The sequence below is a fragment of the Streptomyces sp. NPDC018031 genome (assembly GCF_044327625.1).
Taxonomy (GTDB): domain Bacteria; phylum Actinomycetota; class Actinomycetes; order Streptomycetales; family Streptomycetaceae; genus Streptomyces.
In genome coordinates this window covers 279,772-306,256 of record NZ_JBIRFT010000002.1, presented here as the reverse complement: position 1 = coordinate 306,256, position 26,485 = coordinate 279,772, and the positions used below count along the sequence as shown (strand labels likewise).

At 73.2% G+C, this 26,485-nt stretch carries 24 protein-coding genes and 2 pseudogenes; 14 read left to right on the top strand and 12 right to left on the bottom strand.

The window, feature by feature from the left end; all coding sequences use genetic code 11:
* Position 1 precedes the first annotated feature (1 nt).
* From cysC to ACH4B3_RS07625, 7 genes and pseudogenes are all read left to right on the top strand, one after another.
* A pseudogene (gene cysC / locus ACH4B3_RS07655) lies at positions 2 to 532 on the top strand (adenylyl-sulfate kinase); the annotation flags it as partial.
* 71 nt (positions 533 to 603) lie between these two features.
* Complete coding sequence (gene cysD / locus ACH4B3_RS07650; RefSeq protein WP_398461833.1) at positions 604 to 1,539, top strand: sulfate adenylyltransferase subunit CysD; 936 nt, start codon at positions 604 to 606, stop codon at positions 1,537 to 1,539.
* Positions 1,540 to 1,541: 2 nt separating this feature from the next.
* On the top strand, positions 1,542 to 2,882 hold the full coding sequence (locus ACH4B3_RS07645) for a sulfate adenylyltransferase subunit 1 (protein WP_398461832.1): 1,341 nt from the start codon (positions 1,542 to 1,544) through the stop codon (positions 2,880 to 2,882).
* A gap of 197 nt (positions 2,883 to 3,079) precedes the next feature.
* A complete protein-coding gene (locus ACH4B3_RS07640; RefSeq protein ID WP_398461831.1) occupies positions 3,080 to 4,210 on the top strand; it encodes an ABC transporter substrate-binding protein in 1,131 nt (376 codons plus the stop codon).
* 41 nt (positions 4,211 to 4,251) lie between these two features.
* On the top strand, positions 4,252 to 5,088 hold the full coding sequence (locus ACH4B3_RS07635; protein WP_398461830.1) for an ABC transporter ATP-binding protein: 837 nt from the start codon (positions 4,252 to 4,254) through the stop codon (positions 5,086 to 5,088).
* Entirely contained in the window at positions 5,075 to 6,124 is a 1,050-nt protein-coding gene (locus tag ACH4B3_RS07630; RefSeq protein ID WP_398461829.1) for an ABC transporter permease, read from the top strand. The genes ACH4B3_RS07635 and ACH4B3_RS07630 overlap by 14 nt, the downstream gene beginning before the upstream one ends.
* Before the next feature lie 30 nt (positions 6,125 to 6,154).
* A complete protein-coding gene (locus tag ACH4B3_RS07625) occupies positions 6,155 to 6,958 on the top strand; it encodes a sirohydrochlorin chelatase (protein WP_398461828.1) in 804 nt (267 codons plus the stop codon).
* A gap of 26 nt (positions 6,959 to 6,984) precedes the next feature.
* Here the strand turns inward: ACH4B3_RS07625 and ACH4B3_RS07620 are convergent, their stop codons facing one another.
* The 3 genes from ACH4B3_RS07620 to ACH4B3_RS07610 all read right to left on the bottom strand — a co-directional run bounded on the left by ACH4B3_RS07620 (position 6,985) and on the right by ACH4B3_RS07610 (position 9,617).
* Positions 6,985 to 7,653 carry a DsbA family protein gene (locus tag ACH4B3_RS07620; RefSeq protein ID WP_398461827.1) on the bottom strand — a complete coding sequence of 223 codons (669 nt, stop codon included), beginning with the start codon at positions 7,651 to 7,653 and terminating at the stop codon, positions 6,985 to 6,987.
* 291 nt (positions 7,654 to 7,944) lie between these two features.
* Positions 7,945 to 8,259 (bottom strand): cupin domain-containing protein, encoded by a 315-nt coding sequence (locus ACH4B3_RS07615; protein WP_398461826.1) that lies wholly within the window; start codon positions 8,257 to 8,259, stop codon positions 7,945 to 7,947.
* 143 nt (positions 8,260 to 8,402) lie between these two features.
* Positions 8,403 to 9,617: a S8 family peptidase gene (locus ACH4B3_RS07610; RefSeq protein ID WP_398461825.1), complete on the bottom strand. Its 1,215-nt coding sequence runs from the start codon at positions 9,615 to 9,617 to the stop codon at positions 8,403 to 8,405.
* 452 nt (positions 9,618 to 10,069) lie between these two features.
* Between ACH4B3_RS07610 and ACH4B3_RS07605 the strand changes: the two genes are divergently transcribed.
* From ACH4B3_RS07605 to ACH4B3_RS07590, 4 genes are all read left to right on the top strand, one after another.
* Positions 10,070 to 12,352, top strand: coding sequence for an MMPL family transporter (locus tag ACH4B3_RS07605; RefSeq protein WP_398461824.1), 2,283 nt, complete (start codon positions 10,070 to 10,072; stop codon positions 12,350 to 12,352).
* A gap of 231 nt (positions 12,353 to 12,583) precedes the next feature.
* On the top strand, positions 12,584 to 12,727 hold the full coding sequence (locus tag ACH4B3_RS07600) for a hypothetical protein (protein ID WP_398461823.1): 144 nt from the start codon (positions 12,584 to 12,586) through the stop codon (positions 12,725 to 12,727).
* A 195-nt stretch (positions 12,728 to 12,922) separates the two neighbouring features.
* A complete protein-coding gene (gene erm / locus ACH4B3_RS07595) occupies positions 12,923 to 13,744 on the top strand; it encodes an ErmE/ErmH/ErmO/ErmR family 23S rRNA (adenine(2058)-N(6))-methyltransferase (protein WP_398461822.1) in 822 nt (273 codons plus the stop codon).
* A 103-nt stretch (positions 13,745 to 13,847) separates the two neighbouring features.
* Positions 13,848 to 14,321: a hypothetical protein gene (locus tag ACH4B3_RS07590; protein ID WP_398461821.1), complete on the top strand. Its 474-nt coding sequence runs from the start codon at positions 13,848 to 13,850 to the stop codon at positions 14,319 to 14,321.
* A 54-nt stretch (positions 14,322 to 14,375) separates the two neighbouring features.
* On the opposite strand, the pseudogene mgt reads toward ACH4B3_RS07590, so the two are convergent.
* Positions 14,376 to 15,649, bottom strand: a pseudogene (gene mgt / locus ACH4B3_RS07585) (macrolide-inactivating glycosyltransferase).
* Between the two features lie 150 nt (positions 15,650 to 15,799).
* Here mgt and ACH4B3_RS07580 point away from each other — a divergent pair.
* Positions 15,800 to 16,369 (top strand): dihydrofolate reductase family protein, encoded by a 570-nt coding sequence (locus ACH4B3_RS07580; RefSeq protein WP_398461820.1) that lies wholly within the window; start codon positions 15,800 to 15,802, stop codon positions 16,367 to 16,369.
* 121 nt (positions 16,370 to 16,490) lie between these two features.
* Entirely contained in the window at positions 16,491 to 16,703 is a 213-nt protein-coding gene (locus ACH4B3_RS07575; RefSeq protein ID WP_398461819.1) for a DUF4287 domain-containing protein, read from the top strand.
* A 17-nt stretch (positions 16,704 to 16,720) separates the two neighbouring features.
* Here the strand turns inward: ACH4B3_RS07575 and ACH4B3_RS07570 are convergent, their stop codons facing one another.
* From ACH4B3_RS07570 to ACH4B3_RS07535, 8 genes are all read right to left on the bottom strand, one after another.
* The gene (locus ACH4B3_RS07570; protein ID WP_398461818.1) at positions 16,721 to 17,920 is read right to left on the bottom strand and encodes an anhydro-N-acetylmuramic acid kinase; all 1,200 of its coding nucleotides are present in this window, start codon (positions 17,918 to 17,920) and stop codon (positions 16,721 to 16,723) included.
* Between the two features lie 127 nt (positions 17,921 to 18,047).
* Positions 18,048 to 19,580 (bottom strand): MFS transporter, encoded by a 1,533-nt coding sequence (locus ACH4B3_RS07565; RefSeq protein ID WP_398462314.1) that lies wholly within the window; start codon positions 19,578 to 19,580, stop codon positions 18,048 to 18,050.
* Between the two features lie 42 nt (positions 19,581 to 19,622).
* Entirely contained in the window at positions 19,623 to 20,234 is a 612-nt protein-coding gene (locus tag ACH4B3_RS07560; RefSeq protein WP_398461817.1) for a DUF6879 family protein, read from the bottom strand.
* Positions 20,227 to 20,496 carry a hypothetical protein gene (locus ACH4B3_RS07555; RefSeq protein ID WP_398462313.1) on the bottom strand — a complete coding sequence of 90 codons (270 nt, stop codon included), beginning with the start codon at positions 20,494 to 20,496 and terminating at the stop codon, positions 20,227 to 20,229. The genes ACH4B3_RS07560 and ACH4B3_RS07555 overlap by 8 nt, the downstream gene beginning before the upstream one ends.
* A gap of 812 nt (positions 20,497 to 21,308) precedes the next feature.
* Positions 21,309 to 21,872, bottom strand: coding sequence for an SMI1/KNR4 family protein (locus ACH4B3_RS07550; protein WP_398461816.1), 564 nt, complete (start codon positions 21,870 to 21,872; stop codon positions 21,309 to 21,311).
* 45 nt (positions 21,873 to 21,917) lie between these two features.
* A complete protein-coding gene (locus ACH4B3_RS07545; protein WP_398461815.1) occupies positions 21,918 to 23,210 on the bottom strand; it encodes an ABC transporter substrate-binding protein in 1,293 nt (430 codons plus the stop codon).
* Entirely contained in the window at positions 23,210 to 24,094 is an 885-nt protein-coding gene (locus ACH4B3_RS07540; protein ID WP_398461814.1) for a carbohydrate ABC transporter permease, read from the bottom strand. Before ACH4B3_RS07540 ends, ACH4B3_RS07545 begins: the two co-directional genes overlap by 1 nt.
* A complete protein-coding gene (locus ACH4B3_RS07535; protein WP_398462312.1) occupies positions 24,091 to 24,918 on the bottom strand; it encodes a carbohydrate ABC transporter permease in 828 nt (275 codons plus the stop codon). The genes ACH4B3_RS07540 and ACH4B3_RS07535 overlap by 4 nt, the downstream gene beginning before the upstream one ends.
* A gap of 362 nt (positions 24,919 to 25,280) precedes the next feature.
* Here ACH4B3_RS07535 and ACH4B3_RS07530 point away from each other — a divergent pair, with 362 nt between their 5' ends.
* Positions 25,281 to 26,201, top strand: coding sequence for a phosphotransferase enzyme family protein (locus tag ACH4B3_RS07530; RefSeq protein ID WP_398461813.1), 921 nt, complete (start codon positions 25,281 to 25,283; stop codon positions 26,199 to 26,201).
* Positions 26,202 to 26,485 lie beyond the last annotated feature (284 nt).

Genomic DNA, 26,485 nt, shown 5'->3' with positions numbered 1-26,485 from the left:
GATGACAGGCGCCACGGTATGGCTCACCGGTCTGCCGAGTGCGGGCAAGACCACCATCGCCCGCGCGCTGGCGGAGCGGCTGCGCGGCGAGGGGCACCGGGTGGAGGTGCTGGACGGTGACGAGATCCGCACCTTCCTCTCCGCCGGGCTCGGTTTCAGCCGCGAGGACCGGCACACCAACGTGCAGCGGATCGGCTTCGTCGCCGAACTGCTGTCCCGCAACGGGGTGGTGACCCTGGTCCCGGTGATCGCGCCGTACGCGGACAGCCGCGAGGCGGTGCGCACGCGCCACCAGGCCGCGGGCACCGGGTACCTGGAGGTGCACGTGGCCACCCCGGTGGAGGTGTGCTCGGTCCGCGACGTGAAGGGCCTGTACGCCAAGCAGGCGGCCGGTGAGATCTCCGGACTGACCGGGGTCGACGACCCCTACGAGGCGCCCCAGGCGCCCGACCTGCGCATCGAGTCGCACCAGCAGACCGTGCAGGAGTCCGCGGCGGCGCTGCACGCGCTGCTCGCCGAGCGGGGCCTGGCCGCCGCCGGCCCGCGGGCGACCGCCGTGCCGCCGAGCCGCGCGGCCGAGGACGCAACCGAAGGGGACGCAGCATGAGGACCGCGGTCACCGTCGACGGCGACGTCGACAACCCGTACGCGCTGTCGCACCTGGACGCCCTGGAGTCGGAGGCGGTCCACATCTTCCGCGAGGTCGCGGGGGAGTTCGAGCGGCCGGTGCTGCTGTTCTCCGGCGGCAAGGACTCCATCGTCATGCTGCACCTGGCGCTGAAGGCGTTCGCCCCGGCGGCGGTGCCGTTCGCCCTGCTGCACGTGGACACCGGGCACAACTTCCCCGAGGTCATCGAGTACCGCGACCGCACCGTGGCCCGGCACGGGCTGCGGCTGCACGTGGCCTCGGTGCAGGAGTACATCGACGCGGGCACGCTGCGGGAGCGGCCGGACGGCACCCGCAACCCGCTGCAGACCGTGCCGCTGACCGAGGCCATCCAGCGGCACCGGTTCGACGCGGTCTTCGGCGGCGGCCGCCGCGACGAGGAGAAGGCGCGGGCCAAGGAGCGGGTGTTCTCGCTGCGTGACGAGTTCTCCCAGTGGGACCCGCGCCGGCAGCGCCCGGAGCTGTGGCAGCTGTACAACGGCCGGCACGCGCCCGGCGAGCACGTCCGGGTCTTCCCGCTGTCCAACTGGACCGAGCTGGACGTGTGGCAGTACATCGAGCGGGAGAAAATCGAACTGCCCGAGATCTACTTCGCTCACGAGCGCGAGGTGTTCCGGCGCAACGGCATGTGGCTGACCGCGGGCGACTGGGGCGGTCCCAAGGACGGCGAGACGGTCGAGAAGCGGCTCATCCGCTACCGCACGGTCGGCGACATGTCCTGCACCGGTGCCGTCGACTCCGACGCCACCACGCTGCCGGACGTGATCGCCGAGATCGCCGCCTCCCGGCTCACCGAGCGCGGGGCGACCCGCGCCGACGACAAGCTCTCCGAGGCAGCGATGGAAGACCGCAAGCGCGAGGGGTACTTCTAGACATGACCAGCACCACCGAGCAGCTCGCCGGGCAGCTGTCCGCCACCACCCTGCTGCGCTTCGCCACCGCCGGGTCCGTCGACGACGGCAAGTCCACCCTGGTGGGCCGGCTGCTGCACGACTCCAAGTCGGTCCTCGCCGACCAGCTGGAGGCCGTGGAGCACGCCTCCCGCAACCGGGGTCAGGAGGCGCCGGACCTGGCGCTGCTGACCGACGGGCTGCGCGCCGAGCGCGAGCAGGGCATCACCATCGACGTCGCCTACCGCTACTTCGCCACGCCCCGCCGACGGTTCATCCTCGCCGACACCCCGGGGCACGTGCAGTACACCCGCAACATGGTCACCGGCGCCTCGACGGCCGAACTGGCCGTGGTCCTGGTGGACGCGCGCAACGGCGTCGTGGAGCAGACCCGCCGGCACGCCGCGGTGGCCGCGCTGCTGCGGGTGCCGCACGTGGTGCTGGCCGTGAACAAGATGGACCTGGTGGAGTACGCCGAGCCGGTCTTCGCCGCCATCGCCGAGGAGTTCACCCGGTACGCCTCCGCGCTCGGAGTCCCGGAGATCACCGCGATCCCGATATCGGCGCTCGCCGGGGACAACGTGGTGGAGCCCAGCGCCCACATGGACTGGTACGGCGGGCCGACCGTGCTGGAGCACCTGGAGACCGTCCCGGTCAGCCATGACCTGGCCGGCTGCCCGGCCCGGTTCCCGGTGCAGTACGTGATCCGCCCGCAGACCGCCGAGCACCCCGACTACCGGGGCTACGCCGGACAGATCGCCTCCGGGGTGCTGCGCGTCGGCGAGGCCGTGACCGTGCTGCCGTCCGGGCGCACCAGCGTCATCGAGGGCATCGACGCGCTCGGCTCCAGCGTGGACATCGCCTGGGCGCCGCAGTCGGTGACCCTCCGGCTCGCCGACGACCTGGACATCTCACGCGGCGACCTGATCGCCCCGACCGCCGCCGCGCCGGCCACCACGCAGGACGTGGAGGCGACCGTCTGCCATGTGGCGGACCAGCCGCTGGAGGTGGGGCAGCGGGTGCTGCTGAAGCACACCACGCGCACCGTCAAGGCCATCGTCAAGGAGATCCCGTCCCGGTTGACGCTGGACGACCTCTCCCAGCACCCGGCGCCGGGCCGGCTGGTGGCCAACGACATCGGCCGGGTGCGGGTCCGCACCGCCGAGCCGCTGGCACTGGACGCGTACGCGGACTCCCGCCGTACCGGGTCCTTCCTGCTGATCGACCCGTCGGACGGCACCACGCTGGCGGCCGGCATGGCGGGCGACTCGTTCGCCGCCCCCGCCGCCGCGCCGGCGGAGGACGACGAGGGATGGGACTTCTGATGCACCGGGACGTGTACTCGACCTTCGCGAAGGAGGGCGGCCGGGTCGGCAGCGGCGCCCTCGGCAGCGGACACGGAGGGGTCGCGCGATGTGCGTGCTGACGCCGTGCTCCCTCCGTGTGCCGTACCGCTCGAGAGAACCTGACCGACCGCCGGGCGTTCCCTGAACCCGCCCGGCCCCCTGAGAGGAACCCCTCCGTGTCTGCCGATCGCACCCCGTCCGCCCGCCCGTCCTCCCTCCGCAGACTGGTGGCGGCCGCCGCCGCGCTGCCCCTGCTGATCGGCGCGCTCGGCGCCTGCGGCTACGGTTCCGAGAAGGACGACGACAAGGGCAGGTCCAAGGTCACCGGCGAGAAGATCGACGGTCTGGACCAGGTGAAGATCGGTTACTTCGCCAATCTCACCCACGCCACCGCGCTGGTCGGCCTGAAGGACGGCGGGATCATCCAGAAGGAGCTGGGCGGGACCGAGATCAAGCCCTACACCTTCAACGCCGGGCCGTCCGAGATCGAGGCGCTCAACGCCGGTTCCATCGACATCGGCTGGATCGGCCCCTCCCCGGCCGTCAACGGCTATGTGAAGTCCCACGGCAAGAACCTCCGGATCATCTCCGGTTCGGCGTCCGGCGGCGTGAAGCTCGTCGTCGACCCCGAGAAGATCAAGTCCCTGGACGACGTCAAGGGCAAGAAGATCGCCACCCCGCAGCTGGGCAACACCCAGGACGTCGCCTTCCTCAACTGGATCGCGGAGCGCGGCTGGACGGTCGACGCGCAGAGCGGCAAGGGCGACGTGTCGGTGGTGCGCACCGACAACAAGGTGACCCCCGACGCCTACAAGTCCGGCTCCATCGACGGCGCCTGGGTCCCGGAGCCGACCGCCTCCAAGCTGGTCGCCGAGGGCGCGAAGGTGCTGCTGGACGAGAGCTCGCTGTGGCCGGACGGGAAGTTCGTGATCACGAACGTGATCGTCAAGCAGTCCTTCCTGGAGGAGCACCCCGACGTGGTCGAGGCGGTGCTGCGCGGGTCGGTGAAGACCAACCAGTGGATCAAGGACAACCCGGACCGGGCCAAGGCCCAGGCCAACGCCGCGCTGGCCGACCTGACCGGCAAGCCGCTGCCGACCGAGGTCGTCGACCCGGCGTGGAAGGGCATCCAGGTCATCGACGACCCGCTGGCCGCCACGCTGGACACCGAGGCGGAGCACGCGGTGCAGGCCGGGCTGCTGGAGGAGCCCGACCTCGACGGCATCTACGACCTGCGGCTGCTGAACAAGGTGCTCCGGGCCGAAGGCAGGCCGACCGTCTCGGCCGCCGGCCTCGGCGCCCAGTAACACCCGTCCGACCGCCCCGTTACGTACCAGGAGGTGACCGGATGTCTCCGGCACTGACCACTGCGAAGGCCGATGCCGGTGGTGCCCCCGGACGGAGTCCGGAGCACGGAACCGGCCCGGCCGCGGCGCCCGCCGCCGTCCGGATCGGCCATGTCCACAAGACCTTCGGCCGGCCCGGCTCCACCGCCCAGCCGGTCCTGGAGGACATCACCCTCGATGTGCGGCCAGGTGAGTTCGTCTGCCTGCTGGGCGCGTCCGGGTGCGGCAAGTCGACCCTGCTCAACCTGGTCGCGGGGCTGGACCGGCCGACCGCCGGGGAGATCGAGGTCCCCGGCGGCCGCCCGGCGCTGATGTTCCAGGAGCACGCCCTGTTCCCCTGGCTGACCGCCGGGAAGAACATCGAACTGGCGCTGCGGCTGCGGAAGGTGCCCCGGGCCGAGCGCCGTCCGGAGGCCGAGCGGCTGCTGGAGCTGGTACGGCTGGGCGGCGCGTACGGCAAGCGGGTGCACGAGCTGTCCGGCGGCATGCGGCAGCGGGTCGCACTGGCCCGGGCGCTGGCGCAGGCTTCCGACGTGCTGCTGATGGACGAGCCGTTCGCGGCGCTGGACGCCATCACCCGCGACGTGTTGCACGGCGAACTCACCCGGATCTGGAGCGAGACGGGGGTGTCCATCGTGTTCGTCACGCACAACGTCCGCGAGGCCGTCCGGCTCGCCGAGCGGGTGGTGCTGCTCTCCTCCCGGCCCGGCCGGGTGGTCCGGGAGTGGACGGTGGGCATCCCGCAGCCGCGCCGCATCGAGGACGCGGCGGTCGCCGACCTGTCCATCGAGATCACCGAGGAACTGCGTAAGGAGATCCGCCGTCATGGCCAGCACTGAGACCGGCGGCGAGCAGCCGCTCGGCGCCACCGGTCCGGGAGCCGCGTCCGCGGCGACCGGCACGGCGGACCGGGCCGCGGCGGGCGAGGCCGGCGCCCCGGCCACCGCGGCCGGACCGGCCCCGGGTGACGGCGCGGCCCAGCCGTCCGCCGCCACCGGCAAGGCCGCCAAGGGCGGCCAGGACCTGGCCGGGCTGGAGGCCGGGCTCGACGCGCTGGACGCCGTCCAGCTCCGCCGCACCCCGGTGACCGAGGTACTGGTGCAGAAGGTGCTGCCGCCGGTGGTGGCGATCCTGCTGGTGCTGGCGGTCTGGAAGGGCCTGGTCCTCGCCGAGGTCACCGAGGACTACAAGCTGCCGGACCCGTCGCTGGTCTGGGAGGCGCTGCGCCGGCTGTGGCTCGAGGGCGAGCTGCTGGACATCGTGTGGACCAGCGTCTCGCGGGGCCTGTTCGGGTTCCTCATGGCGCTGGCCATCGCCACCCCGCTGGGGCTGATCGTGGCCCGGGTGAAGTTCGTCCGGGCGGCCATCGGGCCGATCCTGTCGGGTCTGCAGTCCCTGCCCTCGGTGGCCTGGGTGCCGCCCGCAGTGATCTGGCTGGGCCTCAACGACAAGATGATGTACGCCGTCATCCTGCTCGGCGCGGTGCCCTCCATCACCAACGGCCTGGTCTCCGGCGTCGACCAGGTACCGCCGCTGTTCCTGCGCGCGGGCCGGACGCTGGGCGCCAGCGGGCTCAGCAACGCCCGGCACGTGCTGCTGCCGGCGGCACTGCCCGGGTACGTCGCCGGGCTCAAGCAGGGCTGGGCGTTCGCCTGGCGTTCGCTGATGGCGGCGGAGATCATCGTCAAGTCGCCCGATCTGGGGCTGGGGCTGGGGCAGTACCTGGAGAACCAGCGGAACAACTCCGACATGGCCGGTGTGCTCCTCGGCATCCTGCTCATCCTGTTCGTCGGCATCGCCATCGAACTGCTGGTGTTCGCCCCGATCGAGCGACGGGTGCTGCGCAGCCGCGGCCTGCTCGCCGCGGCCCGCTGACGGCGCGTGGAACGAAGGCGGTCCCAGGTCATGAACGCTCCGGCCCTCCTCGTCGTCGCCCACGGCAGCCGCGATCCGCGGCACGCGGCGACCGTCACCGCGCTCACCGAGCGGGTGCGGTCGCTGCGGCCGGGGCTGCGCGTGGAGACGGCGTTCCTGGACTTCAACGCACCGTCCGTACCGCAGGTGCTGTCCCGGCTGGCGGCCGAGGCCGCGGGGCGGCCCGGCGCCCGCCCCGCGGCGGCCGGCGGGCCGCGGGAGGTGGTGGCGCTGCCGCTGCTGCTCACCCGCGCCTTCCACGCCAAGGCGGACATCCCGGCGGTGCTGCGGGAGGCCACCGCGCGCCACCCGTGGCTGTCGGTGCGCCAGGCCGCGGTGCTGGGCCCGTCACCGCTGCTGACCGCCGCCCTGGAGCGGCGGCTGCACGAGGCCGGGGTGCGCCCCGGCGACCGTGCCCGTACCGGGGTCGTGCTGGCCTCGGCGGGCTCCTCCGACCCGGAGGCGAACGCAGTGATCGCTGAAATCGCGCGGGAGTGGCGGCACACCGGTTGGTGCGCCGTGCGGCCTGCGTTCGCCTCCGCTGTATCCGCCACGGGCCCCTCGCGCACCGAGGACGCGGTCCGCGCGCTGCGGGCCGCGGGCTGCGCCCGGGTGGCCGTGGCCCCCTACGTCATCGCGCCCGGGCGGCTGCCGGACCGGATCGCCGCGGGCGCGGTCGCGGCGGGCGCCGATGTGCTCGCCGGGGTACTGGGCCCGGCCCCGGAGCTGGCCCGGCTGCTGGTGCGGCGCTATGACGAGGCCGTCGCCGGGCGGCGGCCGGCGCTGGTCGCCTGACCCGCGGTCGGCCCCCGCCGGTGGCGTCAGCCGAAGTCCAGGTCGCCGGTGCGGGTCCGCTTCAGCTCGAAGAACTTCGGGTGGCCGGCCAGCAGCCGGACCCCTTCGAAGACCCGGAGCGCGTCCTCGCCTCGGGGTATCGCGGTGAGCACCGGTCCGAAGAAGGCCACCCCGTCGATGTGGATGGTGGGGGTGCCGACCTCTTCGCCGACCGGCGCCATGCCCTCGTGGTGACTCTGGCGCAGCGCCTCGTCGTGGTCGGTGCTCGTGGCGGCCGCGGCGAGCTCGGCGGGCAGGCCGGCCGCCGCGAGCGCCTCCTTGATCACCGCCTCGGTGTCCTCGTTCCCCTCGACGTGGATACGGGTGCCCAGCGCGGTGTAGAGGTCGCCGAGGACCTCCTCGCCGTGCTGCCGGGCGGCCGCGGTGCACACCCGCACCGGGCCCCAGCCGCGTTCCAGCAGGTCCTGGTAGCGCTGCGGCAGGCCCTCGCGGCCCTCGTTGAGCACCGACAGGCTCATCACCCGGAACCGCAGGTCGAGTTCGCGCAGCCGGGCCACCTCCAGGATCCAGCGGGAGGTGATCCAGGCGAACGGGCAGACGGGGTCGAAGTAGAAGTCGACCCTGGGCGCGGGGCCGGCGGACGGGGCGGTCGGGGCGGGGGCGGTCGCGGTGGCGGCGGTGTCGTGCGGTGTCATGTCCCGGAGCCTACCGAGCCATTGGCCCTGACGGCCGGTCCAATGGCGGCCGGACTCACTGGGCCACTTGTCGTCCCGTCGGCCCCGTCCACCCCATCGACTCCGTCGGCCCCGTCGGCCCCGTCGGCCCCGTCGACCCCATCGATCCCGTCGATCCCGTCGATCCCGTCGACTGTGCAGGAGAACCGCCGGCCCGGCCCGCGCCCGGCCCGGCGGCGCCCGCCGCGCCAGGGGGACGCTCCGGCCCCCGGGCCGTCCGCCTCCTCGGCCCCGTCCGTCCCGCCGCCGGGGTCAGCCCTCGGGGTAGAAGACGAACAGGGTGCAGCCGGTGGTGGTCTGCGGTACGTGTGAGGAGCCGGCCGGGGCATGGAGGAAGGTTCCGGCCGGGTAGTCCCGGTCGCCGTCGTTGAAGGTCCCGGAGACCACGAAGACCTCCTCCGGGCCGGGGTCGTGGACGTCCAGTCCTTCCCAGCGGCTGCCCGGGTCCATCTCCAGCACGTGTGCCGTGGCGCCGTTCTCGCCGGTCCACAGCGGGCGCAGCCGGATGCCGGGGAAGAGTTCCTTCACGGGTGCGTCGGCGACCGCCGTCCAGGTGTATGCGCTCATGCCGCCGAGCCTGGCACCGGCCACGGGCCGGGCCAAGGGCGCAGCCGGGCGGTGCCGCCACCAGGCAGACGCCGGAGGCCGGCCGCCGTGCCCCGTGGGGGGAGGACACGACGGCCGGCCTCGGCGTGACGGCGGACCGGTGACTACTCGACGATCTTGAGCAGCTTGTTCGGCGTGCCCTCGCTCGGGTTGGTGATCTTGTCCGGGGTGGCGCCCTCGGTCAGCGCGGTGGCGACCTGCTCGGGGGTGGCGTCCTGGTGGCCGCTGAGGTAGACGGCGGCGGCACCCACCACGTGCGGGGTGGCCATCGAGGTACCGGAGATGGTCTTGGTGCCCTCGTCGCTGTCGTTCCAGGCGGACGTGATGTCCGAGCCCGGGGCGTAGATGTCGACGACCTCGCCGTAGTTGGAGAAGTCCGACTGCGCGTCGTCCTTGGTGCTGGAGGCGACGGTGATCGCTTCCTTCACCCGGGCCGGCGAGCCCTGGCCGGCGTCACTGGACTCGTTGCCGGCCGCGACACCGAAGGTGACACCGGAGGCGATGGCCTTCTGCACGGCCGCGTCCAGAGCCTCGTCGGCGCCGCCGCCCAGGCTCATGTTGGCCACCGAGGGGCCCTGGTGGTTCTGGGTCACCCAGTCGATGCCCGCGACGACCTGCTCGGTGGTGCCGGAGCCCTGGTCGTCCAGGACGCGGACCGCGACGATCTTCGCCTTCTTGGCGATGCCGTGCTGGGCGCCGGCGATGGTGCCCGCCACGTGCGTGCCGTGGCCGTTGCCGTCGTCGGCGTCGTCGTCGTTGTCGATGGCGTCGAAGCCGGAGGTGGCGCGGCCCTCGAAGTCCTTGTGCGTCACCCGGACGCCGGTGTCGATGACGTAGGCGGTGACACCCTCGCCGGCGGTGTCCGGGTAGGTGTACTTGCTGTCGCCCTGGGTGTCGGCCTGGTCGACCCGGTCCAGGCCCCAGGACGGCGGGTTCTCCTGGGTGGCGTCGATGGTGAACCGGTGGTTCTGGACGACCTTCTCCACCGCCGGGTCGGCGGCGAGGCGCTTGGCCTCGGTGTCGCTCAGGCCGCTGGCCGAGAAGCCGTTGACGGCCGAGTCGTAGCTGCGCTTGAGCTTGCCGCCGTACTCCTTGGCGAGGTCCTTGCCCTCGGAGTTGGCCTTGACGCTCTTCCCGCCCTTGAGCAGCACGATGTAGCTGCCATCGATGGCGTCCTTGGACTGCGTGCCGTAGACGGTGCCCTCGGCGGGGGTCGAGGCACCGGCGGGAAGGGCCACGAAGGCGCCCGCGGTCACCGCCGCGGCGGCAGCGACCGCCAGGGCTATGTTCCGCTTGCCGGCACGCTTGTGAGTTGCCATGACGAGGGTCCTCCTCGTGAGGTTGTGGGGGGTTGTGGAGGCTGCAAGAACTGGTGGGGCAGCCCCCGTAGACCGGAAAAACCGCTCCGGGTTGACTCGAAACCCTGACCGATTGACGGGCTCAATTCAAGAAACGAGCCGGGTTGTGACATACGCAACTTCCTTTCGTAAATACAAATGACGCTGAACGCCGGTAAAACGGAAAAGTGCCCAGTACCCCCTGAACCGGTCGATGTCCCTCTACGTGTAAGGGGCCTTGAGTCGCGGAGGTAGGGGTAGCCCCCCTCCCTGGGGTGGAGCTGCCTTCCTTCCTCGGGTGGAGCTGCCCCTCCCCCGATTCACCGGCCAGCCGGATGGGTGGCGGCCCGGCGGACCCCTAGCGTCAGGGGGGTTGGCGGCACGGGGTCGCCGCGCAGGGAAAAGGGGACGGCGCCGTGGCGCAGACAGGCCGCATGGACAGACCGAAGGGACTCGCCGCCAGAGCGGGCAGCTGGAGCGCCCGGCACCGCTGGGCGGCGGTCGGGGGCTGGGTGCTGTTCGTCATCCTCTCGGTGGCCATCGGGTCGATGACCGGCCGGGTGGACGTGACGGGCAGTGAGGAGGCGCCCGGCGAGTCCGGCCAGGTGGCGCGAATCCTCGACGACGCGGGGATCACCAGCCCCGCCTCGGAGACCGTCCTCGTCCAGACCAGGGAGCGGGGCGGCCCGACCGCCGACGACCGGGCCTTCCGCGCCGCGGTGGCGGAGGTGACCCGGGCCGTGGAGGCCACCGGCAAGGTGACCGCGGTGACCTCCCCGTACGACTCCGACGCCATATCGAAGGACCGCCGCTCGGCGCTGGTGCGCTTCGAGATGCGCGGCGACCCGGACACGGCCACCGAACGCATCGAGCCGGTACTGGACGCGGTAGCGAAGGTTCAGGACGGCCATGAGGCGCTGCGCGTCGAGCAGTTCGGCGACGCCAGTGGCGACAAGGCGTTCGAGGACGCGTTCGGCGACGACTTCCAGCAGGCCGAGTTCTCCGCCCTGCCGGTCGCCCTCGGCATCCTGCTGATCGCGTTCGGCGCCCTGGTCGCCGCGCTGCTGCCGGTGGTGCTCGCCATGACCGCGTTCATCGCCACCACCGGCCTGGTCGCGGTGGTCAGCCACGTGGTGCACATGAGCGACACCGCCAACTCCGTGATGCTGCTGGTCGGTCTGGCCGTCGGTGTCGACTACTGCCTGTTCTACCTGCGCCGGGAGCGCGAGGAGCGGGCGGCCGGACGGGACGCGCAGACGGCGCTGCGGATCGCCGCGGCCACCTCCGGCCACGCCATCCTGGTCTCCGGCTTCACCGTCATCGTCGCCATGGCCGGCCTGCTGTTCACCGGGGTCGCCGACTTCAAGGCGATGGGCCTGGCGACCCTGATGGTGGTGGCGGTCGCGGTGGTCGGCTCGGTCACCGTGCTCCCCGCGCTGCTGTCGCTGCTCGGCGAGCGGGTGGAGAAGGGCAGGCTGCCGTTCCTGGGCCGGCTCAAGCGGGGCCGCGGCGGGTCCGGCGGCAGCGGTGAGAGCCGCTTCTGGCGCGCGGTGCTCGGCCGGGTGCTGCGCCGGCCCAAGGTCTCCCTGGCGGTCGCCGGCGGCGCGCTGGTCCTGCTGGCCGCCCCGGCCGTCGGGATGAACACCGCCAACCTCACGCTGGACCAGGAGTTCGACAGCTCGATGCCGATCGTGGCGGCCTACGAGCGGATGAACGAGGCGTTCCCCGGCGGGCCCGACCCGGCCCGGGTGGTCGTCAAGGCGGACGACATCGACGCCGCTCCGGTGCGCGCCGCGATCGCGGAGTTCCGCGCCCAGGCCGTCGCCAAGGGCGCCTCCACCGGCCCGGTCGAGGTGACGGTGCACGACCGGCAGAACGTCGCGGAGATCGAGGTGCCGCTGGTCGGCGGCTCGGACGAGGCGAAGAGCGAGAAGAGCCTGAACATCCTGCGGGACGAGGTGCGGCCGGCCACCCTCGGCGCGGTCGACGGGGTGGAGGCCCCGATCGGCGGCTCCACCGCCTCCTCCAAGGACTTCACCGACAAGATCGGGTCGGCGATCGTGCCGGTCTTCGCCTTCGTGGTGGTCTTCGCCTTCCTGCTGATGCTGATGTCGTTCCGGTCGCTGACCATCGCGGTGACCGCGATCGTGCTCAACCTGCTGTCGGTGGGCGCCGCGTACGGCATCCTGACCGCCGTCTTCCAGCACGGCTGGGGCGCCGGGCTGGTGGGTGCCGAGGGAGTGGGCGCGGTGGTGGCCTGGCTGCCGCTGTTCCTCTTCGTGATCCTCTTCGGCCTCAGCATGGACTACCACGTCTTCGTGGTCTCCCGGATCCGCGAGGCCAAGGTGGCCGGCCGCGACACCCGGGACGCCGTGGTGCACGGAGTGGTCACCACCGCGGGTGTGGTCACCAGCGCCGCCGTCATCATGGTCGCGGTGTTCGCCATCTTCGGGACGCTGTCCATGCAGAGCATGAAGCAGATGGGCGTCGGGCTGGCGGCCGCGGTGCTGATCGACGCGACGGTGATCCGCGGGGTGCTGCTCCCGGCGGTGATGACGCTGCTCGGCGACCGGAACTGGTACCTGCCCCGGTGGCTGCGGTGGCTGCCGGACCTGACGCACGACGAGCCCGCGACGGCGGGTCGGCCGGAGGTGCCGGCCGGTGCGCCGGGGGCGTACGGCCCCGCCGACCACGAGCCGCGGCACGCGCGGGTCTGACCTCCGCGCCCCCGGCGGGCGAAGGCCGCGCGGGTCCCGGGACGTGAGCTCCCGGACCCGCGCGGCCCGGCGCCGGCGGAGAAAACCCGTTGCGGCCCGGCCTGCCGGATCCGTAACGTCGAACCGGTCGCGTGACCTGACGTCACGCGGCCGGTTCGCGTTGTCCGTTCCGCGCGGACGGCCCGCGCCCCGCGCGCCGCCGGTCCGCGCCCGCTTGTGAGGAGCCCGACGGTGGGCGGTTCCTTCAACGGCGTGTTCACCCGCGTCAACACCCGTGGCTGTGCCCGGGTGGCGAGTGTCCCCGCCTCCGCGCTCACCCGTCGCCCGTGGCACGGCCCAGGTGCCCTGGCCGGCCCGGACGCGCCCGCCGTCTGACGGACCACCCCACGCTCCACCCGCCACGCGAGGCGCCCAGTCGCCCTCGCGTCGCCGCTCCGTGCCCGTGCCAGGGCCCCCGCCAGTCCAGGATCATCCGTTCCGGACGGACGGCAGGGCCCCTCTCCTCCATGCTCTGACGCGTGGGGATCCCGCGCTGCCGCCCGACCGGCCTTCCGAGAAGGACCGCCGGCTGTGGCCCGTCACCGACACCCCGCCCACGACCCCCGCACCACCGACCGCGACCGTGCGCGTCGCACCCTGTCCCAGAACTTCCTGACCGATCCCGCCGCCGTGGACCGACTGGTGCGGGCGGCCCGTCCACACCCCGACGGCCTGCTGCTGGAGGTCGGCGCGGGCAAGGGCGCGCTCACCGAGGCGCTCGCCCCGCACTGCCGGGAACTCATCGCCTACGAGATCGACCGCCATCTGCTGCCGGGCCTGCGCGACCGGCTGTCCCACCGGCCCCATGTGCGCATCGTGCACCAGGACTTCCTCGCCGCGCGCCCGCCGCGGGTACCGTTCGCGGTGGCCGCCAACGTGCCCTACGCCCGCACCTCGGACGTGGTCACCTGGTGCCTGCGCGCCCCCCGGCTGACCTCCGCCACCCTGCTCACCCAGCTGGAGTACGCCCGCAAGCGCACCGGTGGCTTCGGGCGCTGGAGTCTGCTGACGGTGCGCACCTGGCCGGAGTTCGACTGGCGGATGTGCGGGCGGGTCGGCCGCCGCTCCTTCCGCCCGGTGCCCCGGGTCGACTCCGGCATCCTGCGGCTGGAGCGGCGTCCGCGGCCGCTGATCACCACGGCCCCGGACCTCGCGGCCTACCGTGACCTGGTGGAACTCGGCTTCTCCGGCACCGGGGGCACGCTGTTCGCGTCACTGCGCCGGGTCTGCCCCGCCCGCCGGCTCGCCGAGGCGTTCCGGCAGGCGGAGCTGGCCCAGGACACCGTGGTGGCCTTCGTGAGCCCGGACCAGTGGCTCACCCTCTTCCGGGTGGCGGTGGAGCGGAGCCGCTGACCGGCGGCCCCGGCGCCCCGGGGGGCGTGGTCCGCCGCCTCCCCGGGGCGCCGGACCGCGCCCCCGGCCCGCCGCCCGGTGGCGGCCGGGCATCATGGGCGCCATGGCCGTCCCCCAGGATCCGTCCACGCTGCCCGCCGGCGCGACCGGCTTCCTCCGGCCCGGGTCCGGTACGCCGCCGGAAACCGACCCGCGGGCGTTCCGCGGCGCGCTGTACGCCGCCGCGCGGGCCGCCGGCGGCCGGGTGGGGGAGGTGGTGGAACGGGAGTATCCGCGGACCTTCCACCTGGCCACCGTCGTCCACGGCGGGGCGGAGAGCGTGGTCCTGTGCCATGCCCACCACCCCTGGGTGGCCTTCGCCGCGGAACGGCGGGAGTGGTACCGGGACGAGTTCCTCCCGGCGCCGCCGTGGTCCGGGCCGTTCGCCGCCGCCGGGTTCGCGGTGCTGGGCGCCGAGCGGCTGACCGTGGACCTCGCCGGGCTGGACACCTCCGTGCTCTCGCCGCAGGAGCGGCGGCAGATCCGCCTGTACCGGACCGACACGCTGGGCGGGGCGCTGTTCAACTGCTGGGACTGACCCGGGCCGCCGACCCGGGCCGCGCCGGTCCGCGGCGCCGCCGGCACCCGGGCGTCAGGCGGGCAGCTCCGCCTCGATCAGGTCGGCCGCGCGCTTGGTCCCGCCCTCGCCGGCCATCCGGACCCGGATCTCCGCCGCGCGTTCCGCGACCGCCGGGTCGGCCACCAGCTCCAGGACGGCGGCGCGCAGCGCCTCCGCGGTGGCCTCCTCCTTGGGGAGGTGCCGCGCGACGCCCAGCGACTGGAGCATGTCGGCGTTGCCGAACTGGTCGACGGCCTGCGGTACCGCCACCATCGGCACCCCGCAGGCGAGTCCTTCCTGACTGCCGCCCGCCCCGGCGTGGGTGATGAAGGCGTCCGCCTGCTTGAGGATGCTCAGCTGCGGCACCCAGCCGTGCACCTCGATGTTCCCCGGGACCGGGCCGAGTTCGGCCGGGTCCACGTGGCGGCCGATCTGGAGCACCACATGCCAGCCGGGCAGGTCGCCGAAGGCCGCGACACACGCCCGGTAGAAGTCCGGCTCCTTGGTCCAGGTGGAGCCGAGCGAGATCAGCAGGACCTTGTCGGAGGCGGTGGTGCCCGGCGGGCGCTGCCACGCGCCCTCGGTGCCGCGGTCGCCCTGGCAGGCGCCGACGAAAGTGTAGACGTCGCGGTCGACGCGGTCGGCGTGCGGCTGGAGGACCTCGGGGATGAGTACGACGCAGCGGCGCGGCCGGCCCATGAACCGGTCCGGGTCGGTGCCGGGCATGCCGTGCCCGGTGAGCCAGTCGCGGAACCTGGCGTAGTACGCCCGGCCCCGCTCGGACGCCTTGAGTTCGGCGAAGGCCTGCTCGGCCACCTCCTCCTCGTACCCGTCCCAGGCGACGAGGTTCGGCGAGAGCTGCACCGCGGGCACGCCCCAGCGGTGGGCGAGCACCGGCGCGGGGTAGGCGGTGATGTCGTACAGGACCAGGTCCGGTTCGTCGCCCTGGTAGGCCCGCAGCTGCTGCGGCAGCGCCTGCATCGCGTCGTCGAGGAACGGCTCCACGTGGTCGATGAGTTCGGTGCCCCAGGCCTCGGGCTCGTCGTCGGTCGGCAGGGTCGAGCGGTAGACGCGGGGCTCGGCGCCGGCCTCGGCGACCTTGCCGGCGAAGGACTCGGGGATGGCGTAGGTGACGCGGTGGCCCCGGGCGACGAGTTCCCGGATCACCTCGATGCTCGGGTTGACGTGCCCGTGGGCGGCGATGCTGAACATGGCGATGTGGGAAGGCTTCGGCGAGGTCATGCGCTCACCATAACGAGACGAGACGTCTCGTGCAAGCGCTCGACGGCCCGCCGTCGCCCCCGAATACCTTCGCGCCAATGTGGACGCCATCCACTTAACTCGACTAGGCTCACCCATGATCAACCGGGGCGCGAACGTGCGCCCTCCGTATGTGGACACCGCACACATCGGTCCGGCCGGCGCGCCGCCCGGGCCCGCACCACCAGGAGAAACCCATGGGCCGGATCACCCACTTCGTGCACCAGTCGCTGGACGGCTGCATCGAGGGACCCCGCGGCGAGTTCGACTGGCCCGTCATGGGCCCGGAACTGTCCGCCTACTCCCGGGCCCTCACCGAGGGCGCCGACATGTTCCTCTACGGCCGCGTGGTGTGGGAGATGATGTCCGGCTACTGGCCGCGCGCCGAGGAGATCTCCACCGACGAGCACGACCTCGCCTTCGCCCCGCTCTGGCGCCGGACGCCCAAGGTCGTGGTCTCCTCCACACTGACCGAGGCCGACTGGAACACCCGCGTCATCGGCCGGGACGTGGTCCGGGAACTCACCGCCCTCAAGGACGGCGGCGCGCACCTGGTGCTGTTCGGCGGCTCCGCGCTCGCCGGGTTCCTCACCGAGCACGGACTGATCGACGAGTACCAGGTCTTCGTCCACCCGGTCGTGCTGGGCGGCGGCAAGCCCGCCTTCCGCGCCCCCCAGCCGCGGCTCGGCCTCACCCTCGTCGAGACCCGGACCTTCGACTCCCAGGTCGTGCTGCTCCGCCACCGGCCCGCCGCCCGGCCCTCCTGAACCCGCCTCACCGGCCGGGACGCGCTGCCGGTCGCCCGGCCGGCCGCCACCGCCCGCCGGGACCGCGGACCCCGCGCCGCCCGCCACCCCACCCCGCCGACCGGGAACGGACACCTGACACATGACCGACGCCGTGAAGGGCCCCGCCGCCTACTTCCCGTCCATCGAGAAGAAGTACGGCCGTCCCATCACCGAGTGGCAGGAGCTCATCCGCTCCTCCCCGCTGACCAGGCACATGGAACTCGTCACCTGGCTGAAGACCGAGCACGGGCTCGGGCACGGCCACGCCAACGCCCTGGTGGCGCACACCCGCGCCGAGGACGCCGGGAAGTGACCCCCGGCGCACCGCCGTCACCGCGGCCGGATCTCCAGCCGGGTCACCGGCCCCGGAGCCGGTGACGTTCGCGGCAGACCGTCCCGGCCCGGTGTGACCGAGCCCAGCAGCACGGGGCGCCGGGCCCCGGTGCACGACGGCACGTTCCCGGCCAGGCCGTGCGCGGTCAGATACCCGAGCACGGCGAACGCGTACGCCTCCTTCGCCCGCGGCGCCATCCCGAGCGCGGCGGAGGTCAGCAGTGGCAGCCCGTCACCCAGCTCCGCGCGGAGCATCGCCATCAGGACCGGGTTGCGGGTGCCGCCCCCGGACGCCACGACCTCGGTACCGCCGACCGCGCGCACCGCGTCCGCGACGGTCCGGGCGGTCAGCCGGGTGACCGTGGCCACCACGTCCTCGGCGGACACCGGGCCCGCACCGGTGCCCGCGGACCGGTCCGGGCCGAGCGCCGCCCGGAGGTGGCCGGAGTGGAACAGCTCCTTGCCGGTGGTCTTCGGCGCGGGCCGGGCGTAGTACGGCTCGGCCAGCAGCCGTGCCAGCAGGGCGGGATGGACGGTGCCGCGGGCGGCGAGGGCACCACCGGCGTCGAAGTCCCGCCGTCCGCCGGTGCAGTCCCGCACCGCGGCGTCGATCAGGGCGTTGCCGGGCCCGGTGTCGAAGGCCAGCGGTCCGGCCCCGCGCGCACCGGTCACCGTGAGGTTGGCGATCCCGCCGAGGTTCAACGCCACCGGGGTCCCCGGGCGGCCGCGCAGCCACAGCACGTCGAAGGCGCTCACCAGCGGCGCGCCCTGACCGCCCGCGGCGACGTCGGCGGCCCGCAGGTCGGAGACGACGGGACGGCCGGTGGCCTCGGCGATCCAGGCGGGCCGGCCGAGTTGCAGGGTGCCGCGCACCCGCCCGTGCTCGGCCCAGTGGAACAGGGTCTGCCCGTGCGAGACGACCAACTCGCAGTCTCCCGAGCACAGTTCCCGATCGGCGCGGGTGGCGGCGGCCGCGAAGCACTGCCCGAGCAGCGTGTCGAGCCGGCACACCTCGGCCATCGTGGTGGCCGCGGGCGGCAGCGCGGCGGCGAGCGCCGCGCGCACCTCCGCCGGGAACGGGTCGCTGATCCAGCCGAGCGGGGAGAGCACCAGGGTCTCCCCCGCCCGGCTCAGATCCGCCGCGGCGGCGTCGATCGCGTCGTACGAGGTGCCCGACATCAGCCCGACGACCCGCATGCGCATCCTCCCGTCGATCCCGCCGGCCCCGCCGGTCCCACCGGCCCCGCCGGTCCTACCGGCCCCACCAGCCCCGCGGCCGGAAGGTCCCCACATGCCCGCCTCGCGCCCCTTCCCGTCACACCGGTCACTCCCGCAGCGCGCGCCGGTGGTCGTCACCGCGCAGCGTGAGCAGCGCGAACACGCTCACCCCGCAGGTCACCGCCGTGTAGTAGGCGGGAATGTCGGCGTTGTGGGTGTGCTCGATCAGCTCGGTGATGATCAGCCCCGCGCATCCGGAGAACACCGCGTTGGAGAGCGAGTACGCCAGCCCCAGACCGGTGTAGCGGACGGCGGTGGGGAACATCTCGGCGAGCATCGCCGGGCCCGGGCCCGCCATCAGCCCGACCGTGGCCCCCGCGACGAACACCGCCGCGCACTGGACCGCCGTCGGGGTGTCCGGGTCCTGCAACAGGTTCATCAGCGGGAACGTCGAAACGACCACCAGCAGCGCCCCGGCCAGCATCACCGGCCGCCGGCCGATCCGGTCGCTCAGCGCGCCGGCCGGCAGGATCGAGCACGCGAAGCCGAGGTTCGCCAGCACGGCGGCGGCCAGCGCCCGGGTGAAGGAGACGTCCAGGGTGGCCTGGAGGTAGGACGGCATGACCACCAGGAACGTGTACCCGGCCGCCGACCAGCCCATCAGCCGCCCACTGCCGAGGGCGATGGCCCGGGCGGTCTCACGGCGGCCCGGTCGGCGCGGCACACCGGAAGCGCCGGTGCCGGCCGATCCGGTGCCTGGGGCGGCGGTGCCCGGCGGGGCGACGCCGGGCGGGGTGGTGCCGGGCGGGGTGATGCCGGGCGGGGTGATGCCGGGCGGGGTGATGCCAGCGAGGCCAGGCGCGGCGGTGCCCGGCGGGGTGGTACCGGGAGCGGCGGTGCCGGGCGAGGGGATGCCGGCGGTGCCAGGCGCGGCGGTGCCCGGCGGGGGCCCCGGGGCCGGCCCGCCGCCTTCGGCCGCCGCGCGCGCCCGGCCGAAGGCGGGCGTCTCGGCCAGCCGGAGCCGCAGCCACAGCGCCGCCAGTCCGAGCGGCAGGGTGAGCAGGAACGGGAGCCTCCAGCCCCAGTCGTACAGGGCCTCCTCACTGAGCAGCACCCCGAGCAGTGCGGCCAGACCCGCTCCCGCGAGCAGCCCGAGCGCCACGGTGAAGGACTGCCAGGCCCCGTACAGCCCGCGCCGCCCCGGCGGTGCGAACTCCGTCATGACGGACACCGCGCCGCCGAACTCCCCGCCCGCGGAGAGCCCCTGTACCGCCCGCACCAGGGTGAGCAGCCAGGGGGCCGCCGCACCGGCCGTCGCCCGAGTGGGGAGCACGCCGATCAGGGTGGTGGCACCGGTCATCAGCAGCAGCACCGCGATCAGGGTGGGGCGGCGGCCGATCCGGTCCCCCAGCCGCCCGAAGAGGGCCGCCCCCAACGGGCGGAAGAAGAACGCCACCGCGAACGACGCGTACGTCTTGATCAGACCCTCGGCCTCGCTGCCGCCCTCGGGGGTGAAGAAGTTGGCGGCGATGATCGTCGCGAAGTACCCGTAGACGCCGAACTCGAACCACTCGATGAAGTTCCCCACCGACCCGGCCACCAGCGCCCGGCGCCGCCCGGCGGAGTGCTCCGTCTCGATGGCGACCGAAGCACTGGCGGAGCCACGTGGCGGCGGGGTCACTCAGTGGACGATCGTCGGAGGATCGAGCGGCGCAATCTCCCGATCGAAGAATTCCATGAAACTCTCCCCTCGGCGATAAAGCACGTCGAAGCCGTCCGAGGTCTCCTCGATCGCCGTCCGGTCCAGGATGCGATTGGCTCCCGCGGCGTTCCCGTCATCGTCGTAGACCACCTCGTACATGACCTCGTCACCGACGATCACCACCTCCGGCACAAGGCACTCCGATTCGATGTCGGAGATTTTCCGGGCGTCCATCACCCTGATATGGTCGCCCAGTTCCACTCGCAGACGAAGGACGAACAATTCCCACTGAACATACGGCGTGACGGGGAATTCCACTACACGAAGCCGACGTTCCAGAATGCCGAGTTCAGCAGCCTTGCGGAACTGTGCGGCATAGATGTCCCGTTTCTCGTCGACCAGTGTGAGTGCCCTGCTCCACTCGCCGGCGGCAAACGCTTCCCAACTGGGGAACCCGCGCTCCTTGAAACTCTGGCCGCGCTCCAGCTTGTTCAGGAAGCGGATGCCGCTCTCGTAATGACGACGGAAGTCCGCGTGGTACGCGGGCCGTTCCAGGTACTCCGACGCGCTGCGCCGAAACGACTCAAACACTGGGGATGTCCGGCTTCGCCGCGACGAGCATGCTCCGCGGGATGACCACGAGGCGCTCGTCCCGCCCGACCGACACGCCGGCCGGCAGTAACTTTCCGAGCGAGTCCGTCAGATCTCTGCCGATGATGGCGATGTCTCCGTTCTCGAGTTCCCAGATGTCGGGGCAGTCGGGGGTGTCAGTCGTGGTCCCCAACTCTTGGGCCGATTTTCCCAGCCGCCTTTTGAAACCGGTTGTCGCGTCAGCTTCCCAGGGCCTGGCCACAGTCGTCTCCCCTTCGATCAATCGTCAACTTTGCAGCATAGCCGAGGCGACTCGCGGTCGACCAGAGAAGTCACCAGGAGTCCCCGGCGCGACATGAATATGCCGCCGGAATACCCTGCCCCGAGAGTGCGCTTGCCCGTTCGGTTCGACGGTGCGACCATGCTGCCCCGGCGGCCGCGTGAACCACCGCGACGACGACCGTTCCGTCCTCGGAAATACGACCGGAATCCGAGCGTGAGGATGCAGCCGAGAAAGCGATGGATTCGCCATTGACACTGTTCGCACCGGCCAGTGGAGTCACTTCGGCCACGGTGGTGGCATCTGACGTCCGGCGCTCCTTCCGCGCGGCGACCCGCCCGTCGCGGCCGCGGCGGCACGACCGGGCCGGTCGGCCCCCGTGCGTCCACGAGCGGTGACCGGCGCCATGGAGGGCGATGCCGGCGGCGTCGGCCGCGTCTACCAGTCGGCACGTGACCAGCACATCAGCGAGTACCACTACCATGGCGACACCCCGGGCCCACCCGGCCCGGACTCGGTACGACGCCCCGCGGTGGGCCGGACACCAATGCCCGCGTCCGGCATCGGCTCGGGGACCTCGCAGCGGCGGTCGAACTCATGAGTGACGTGGTGGAGAGGCGGACGAGGAGCCTCGGCGCCGAGCACCCTTTCACCCTGGCAAGCAGGAAGGTGCTGGCCGAGCTCGAGGAGGAGCGTCGACCGGCACCCTGACGCGGCGCTCCGGCGGCCTGGCGCGCGGTGCCGGATCGGGCGGGCGGCGGGCGCCGCTCAGTGCTACCCCGCGCCCGGCGCCGTCACCCCCACCGGCTCGGCTCATCGTCGTAGTGCCCCCACAGCAGGAAGGCGTCCTCTTCTCCCGGGCGCTGGTAACCGTCCAGGTCGCCACCGTTCTCCAGCGCCTCGGCGGTGTGCCGCATCAGTGAGGTGAGCGACCCCCACATGGGGTGTGAGGTGGTCAGGTCCGAGCCTCCCTCCCGGTCGTGGCCGCGGACGCGCCGGTCGCCGTGCGGGCCGGCGTCGAGGTACAGCACCCCACCGGCGCGATCGGAGGCGAAGGGCACCCAGCGGGGGTCGTAGGGGCGGTAGCGGTCCTGGGACCAGACCCTGGTCTTGGTCTCCCAGGCGGTCACCAGCTCGGTGGTGCCGAGTATCTCGTAGTACGGGGGGAGCGTGAAGGAGCCGCCGCCGTTGTGGCACCGCAGGAGTTCGGCGTGTTCCGCGGGAAGCGCGCTTCCCAGCCGCTCCTCTGCCCCGGCGATGTCCTCGCGGGTGGCCGGGGCGGCCAGTTCCCGAATCCGCCCCCTGGCGCCCAGCCAGTTCTCGATGCGCTGCCAGGACCGCGTGATGGGCGAGTGCACAGGACCTCCGAAGTCGGGCTGCCGGGTGCCGGGGGCTGGGGGCGGTCAGCGCTGGTACCGCCTGAGCACCAGGTTGCCGTCCTTCACCAGTTTGCGGCGGAGCGTGTCGCCGTCGATGGCGCCGCTGTAGTACTCCTGGAACGCCGGGGTGGCGATCTTGTCCTTCCACTCGGGGTAGCCGCGTACCGACTGGGCGGGTGCGGAGCGCAGATGGCGGGCGAGCGCGGTGCCGGTGGCCCAGCCGTGGCGGCCGGTGTGCAGGGCGGGGTCGGTGAGCGCCTGCCGCCCGGTGGGCAGCATCCAGTCGCCGAGCGCGAGGCGCACCATGTTGCGGGGGCGCAGCAGGAAGTCGATGAAGGCGACGGCCTCCTTCTTGTACGGGCTGTCCTCGGCGACCGAGAGGGTCTGCGGGCTGACGCCCTGCCGCTGGTCGCCGCCGGGGCCGGCGGGCGCCGGCAGTACGGTCCAGGGGAAGCCCTCGGGGGCCTGCTGCGCTATCTGCTGGCGGTAGGAGAAGCCGAGCGGCACCATCGCGTACTTCCCCCCGAAGAAGCCGGGCAGGGTGTCGGATCCGCCCATGCCGAGGGTGGCGCGGGCCGCCGTCCGGTCGGTGTTGACCTGGTCGTGGACGACCCGCGGCACCTGCTGGTCGGGCGCGTCGAACCGTACCGTGACCTTGCCGTCGGCGCCCCGGTGGAAGACCTGGCCGCCGGTGGACAGCGAGAGGTTGAGGGTGGCGGAGACCGGTTCCTTCAGCGGCCACGCCACCCCGTACCGGCCCTTGCCGGTCAGCTCCCGCGCGGCCTGCCGGAACTCCTGCCAGCTCCAGGGGTGCCCGGCGGTGGGGATGCGGACGCCGGACTCGGTGAGCAGGGTCCGGTTGGCCATGAGGACGCGGGGTTCCTGGAGGAACGGCACCCCGTGGATCCCGCCGCCGAAGGTGGTGGTCCGCCAGCTGTGGCCGGGGATGTCGTCGAGCAGCCGGCGCGGCAGCAGCCCGGTCAGGTCGGCGAGGTAGCCGCCGTAGGCGAAGTCGGCGAGGTCGTCGGAGGCGTCGTGGATGACGTCCGGTGCCTCGCCGCCCTCGAAGGAGGTCAGCAACTGGTCGTGGATGCCGTCCCAGCTGCCCTGGACGTAGTCGACCCGGATCCGCGGGTGGGCGGCGTTCCACTCCTCCACCAGCTGTTTGTTGGCCTCGATGGACTCCTGCTGCCAGGCCAGGGACTGGAAGCGCAGGGTGACCGAGCCGTCGGCGGCCCGGCGTCGGCCGGAGGCGCAGCCGGGCAGCGCCGCGGCGGCGGGGGCGGCGGCGGCGGCGAGCAGGGCGCGGCGGCGCATCAGTGCTTCACCGCCCCGGCCAGCATGCCTCCGGTGATCCGGCGCTGGATGACGGCGAACAGCACCAGGGAGGGGATGGTGGCCAGCAAAGAGGCGGCGGCGAGCGGTCCGAGGTCGGCCACCCCTTCGTCGCCGAGGAAATGGGTGAGGACGACCGGCATCGTCTGCTTCTCCGGGGACTTGAGGAGGACCAGGGCGAAGAAGAACTCGTTCCAGGCCGTGATGAAGGCGAACAGGGCGGTGGCCACGATGCCGGGCGCGAGCAGCGGGGCGGTGACCGACACCAGGGTGCGCAGCCGGCCCGCGCCGTCCACCGCGGCCGCCTCCTCCAGTTCCGGTGGCAGGGCGCGGAGGTATCCGGTGAGCATCCACAGCGCGAACGGCAGCGACCAGGTGACGTAGACCAGGACCAGTCCGGCCATGGAGTTGATCAGGTGCAGGTTCTTCAGGACCAGGAAGAGCGGGATGATCAGCAGCACCAGCGGGAACGCCTGGCTGACCACCACCCATCCGGTGGCCGCCCGGGTCAGCCAGGAGCGGCGGCGGGCCATCACGTACGCCATCGGTACCGCGAGCACGACGGCGATCAGGGCGGCGCTGCCGGCGGCCAGCAGGCTGTTGCCCGCGGCCCGCAGCAGCGGCTGTTCGTCGAACGCCTGCCGGAAGTTGTCCCAGGTGGGCTGGTCGGGGATCCATTCGGGGTGCAGGGTGGCCAGCTCGCGGGGCGGCTTGAAGGCGGTGGAGACCAGCCACAGCAGCGGGAAGGCGAGGAAGACCAGGTAGCCCAGGAGGGCGAGGTACTGGCCGGTGCGGCCGGCCCGCCGCCGCACGGTGACGCGGGTGGGGCGCGGCGCGGCGGGCCGGTGGGAGGTGGTCCGGGTCATGCGTCGTCGCCTTTCAGCCGGCCGACGAGGAAGACGGCGAGGAGGACGGAGACGACGGCGACCATCACGCAGCCCATCGCCGCGGCGTAACCGAACTGGCCGTAGCGGAAGGCCTCCTCGTACGCGAAGAGCATCGGCAGCCTGGTGCGGCCGCCGGGCCCGCCGTTGGTGAGGACGTACACCAGGGCGAAGGAGTTGAGGTTCCAGATGAAGGCGAGTGCGCTGATCGCCAGGGCCACCGGGCGGATGGCGGGCCAGGTGACGGTGCGGAAGCGTCGCCAGGCACCGGCGCCGTCGATGGCGGCGGCCTCGTGCAGTTCCTTGGGGACGTTCTGCAGTCCGGCCAGCAGCGCCACCGTGGTCTGCGGCATCCCGGCCCAGATGCCGACGAGGATGACGGCGGGCAGGGCGCTGCCCAGGCTGCCCAGCCAGTCGTGTTCGGTGCCGAGGGTCTCGTTGAGGATGCCGGCGTCCGGGTGGTAGACGAGCCGCCACATGATGCCGACGACCACCTCCGGCATCGCCCAGGGCACGATCGCCAGTGCCCGGGCCAGCCAGCGGAACCGCAGGTTCTGGCTGAGCAGCAGGGCCAGGCCGAGGGAGAGCAGGAACTGCGGGACGGTCACCCCGACGGCCCACAGCAGGCCGGTGCGGAACGACTCCCAGAACAGGGTGTCGTGCCGCAGGTCCTGGAAGTTGAGCAGGCCGATCCACTCGGTGGGGTCGGTACGGCCGGACTGCGAGTCGGTGAACGCCAGCGCGATGCCGTACAGCAGCGGGCCGACGCTGAGGACCAGGATCGGGATCAGCGCGGGCAGCACCAGGAACCAGGCCCCGAAGTCACGCCGTCCGGGCTGTCCGCCGGCCCGGCGGCCGCGGCGCCCGACGGTCTCCGGTAAATCGTTTCTCCGGTCCGGCTTTCGCCCGGTCGGCCGCCGCCCGTCCGGGGCGGTGGTGGTGGCCGGCGCGGGGCCCTCGGCCCCGGCGTCGGGGGGCGGGTCCCCGGAAGAACGCAGCACGACAGAGCACTCCTCACGGGCGCGCGGACACTGACGGGCGGTGCGGGCGCCCCGTGCGGAGGCCCCCGTCATCGTGCTGACGGCCCGTGGCACAGTCAAGCGTCCTGCGTGTTCCGCGAGGTGCGAGACTGGCCGTGATCGACCAGCGAGGCGGGAGAGACAGGGACGTGACGGACGCGACCGGGGCGGCATTCACCGAGGAGAGGGCACGCCGGGTGCTCGCGGCGGCGGTGCCGCACCTGAGCGAGGAGGGGGCCGGGGCGCGGCTGCTGGCGCTGGGCGAGAACGCCGTCTTCGCCGTCGACCGGCCCGGCAGGCCGGGCCTGGTGGTCCGGATCAGCCGGGACGACGACGAGGCGGTGTGGGACCGGGCGGTGCGGGAGCTCCAGGTCGCCGAGTGGCTGGCCGCCCAGGGACTGCCCTCGGTACGGCCCGCCTCCTACAGTGCCGAGCAGCCGCTGCCGTTCGGCGGGCATCTGGTCACCTACTGGGAGCAGCTGCCGGCGGCGGTCCGGCCCGCCGGGCCGCGCGACCTCGCCGAGCTGCTGCTGCTGGTGCACGCGCTGCCCCCGGCCCCGGTCGAACTGCCCGGCCGCGACCTGCTGGGCGGGGTGGAGCGCTGGCTGCGGCTGGCCGGGGACGCCATCGACCCGGCGGACGCCGCCTTCCTCCGGGCCCGCCGGGACGACTTCGCCGCCGCCGCCCGCGAGCTGACCCCGCACCTGCCCCGGGGCGTCATCCACGGCGACGCGCTGCCGCGCAATGTGCACGTGGGCCCGGACGGCCCGGTCCTGGTGGACCTGGAGACCTTCTCCACCGACCTGCGGGAGCACGACCTGGTGGTGATGGCGCTCTCCCGGGACCGGTACGGGCTGGACCCGGCCGGCTACGACGAGTTCGTCGCGGTGTACGGCTGGGACGTACGGGACTGGGAGGGCTGCGCGGTGCTGCGCGGCGCCCGCGAGACGGCGAGCTGCGCCTGGGTCGCCCAGCACGCCCCGGGCAACCCGGCGGCGCTGGCCGAGTTCCGCCGCCGGGTCGGCTCGCTGCGGGACGGCGACCCGGCCGTGCGCTGGTACCCCTTCTGACCCCGGCCGGAGCCGGGCCGGACGACGGTGGGCTCCCCCACCGCCCTCCGGCCGTCCGCTCCGGCGATGTCGTGGGTCGTGCCGTCGCCGTCGCCGTCGCCGTCGCCGTCGGGGGCGGCGTGCCGGGGCAGGGGCTGTCACGGACCCGGGGCCCACTCCGGCCCAGGCCCGGCGGGGCCCGGGGCAGAGCGGACGACGGTGGGCTCCCCCACCGCCCTCCGGCCGTCCGCTCCGGCGATGTCGTGGGTCGTGCCGTCGCCGTCGCCGTCGCCGTCGCCGTCGGG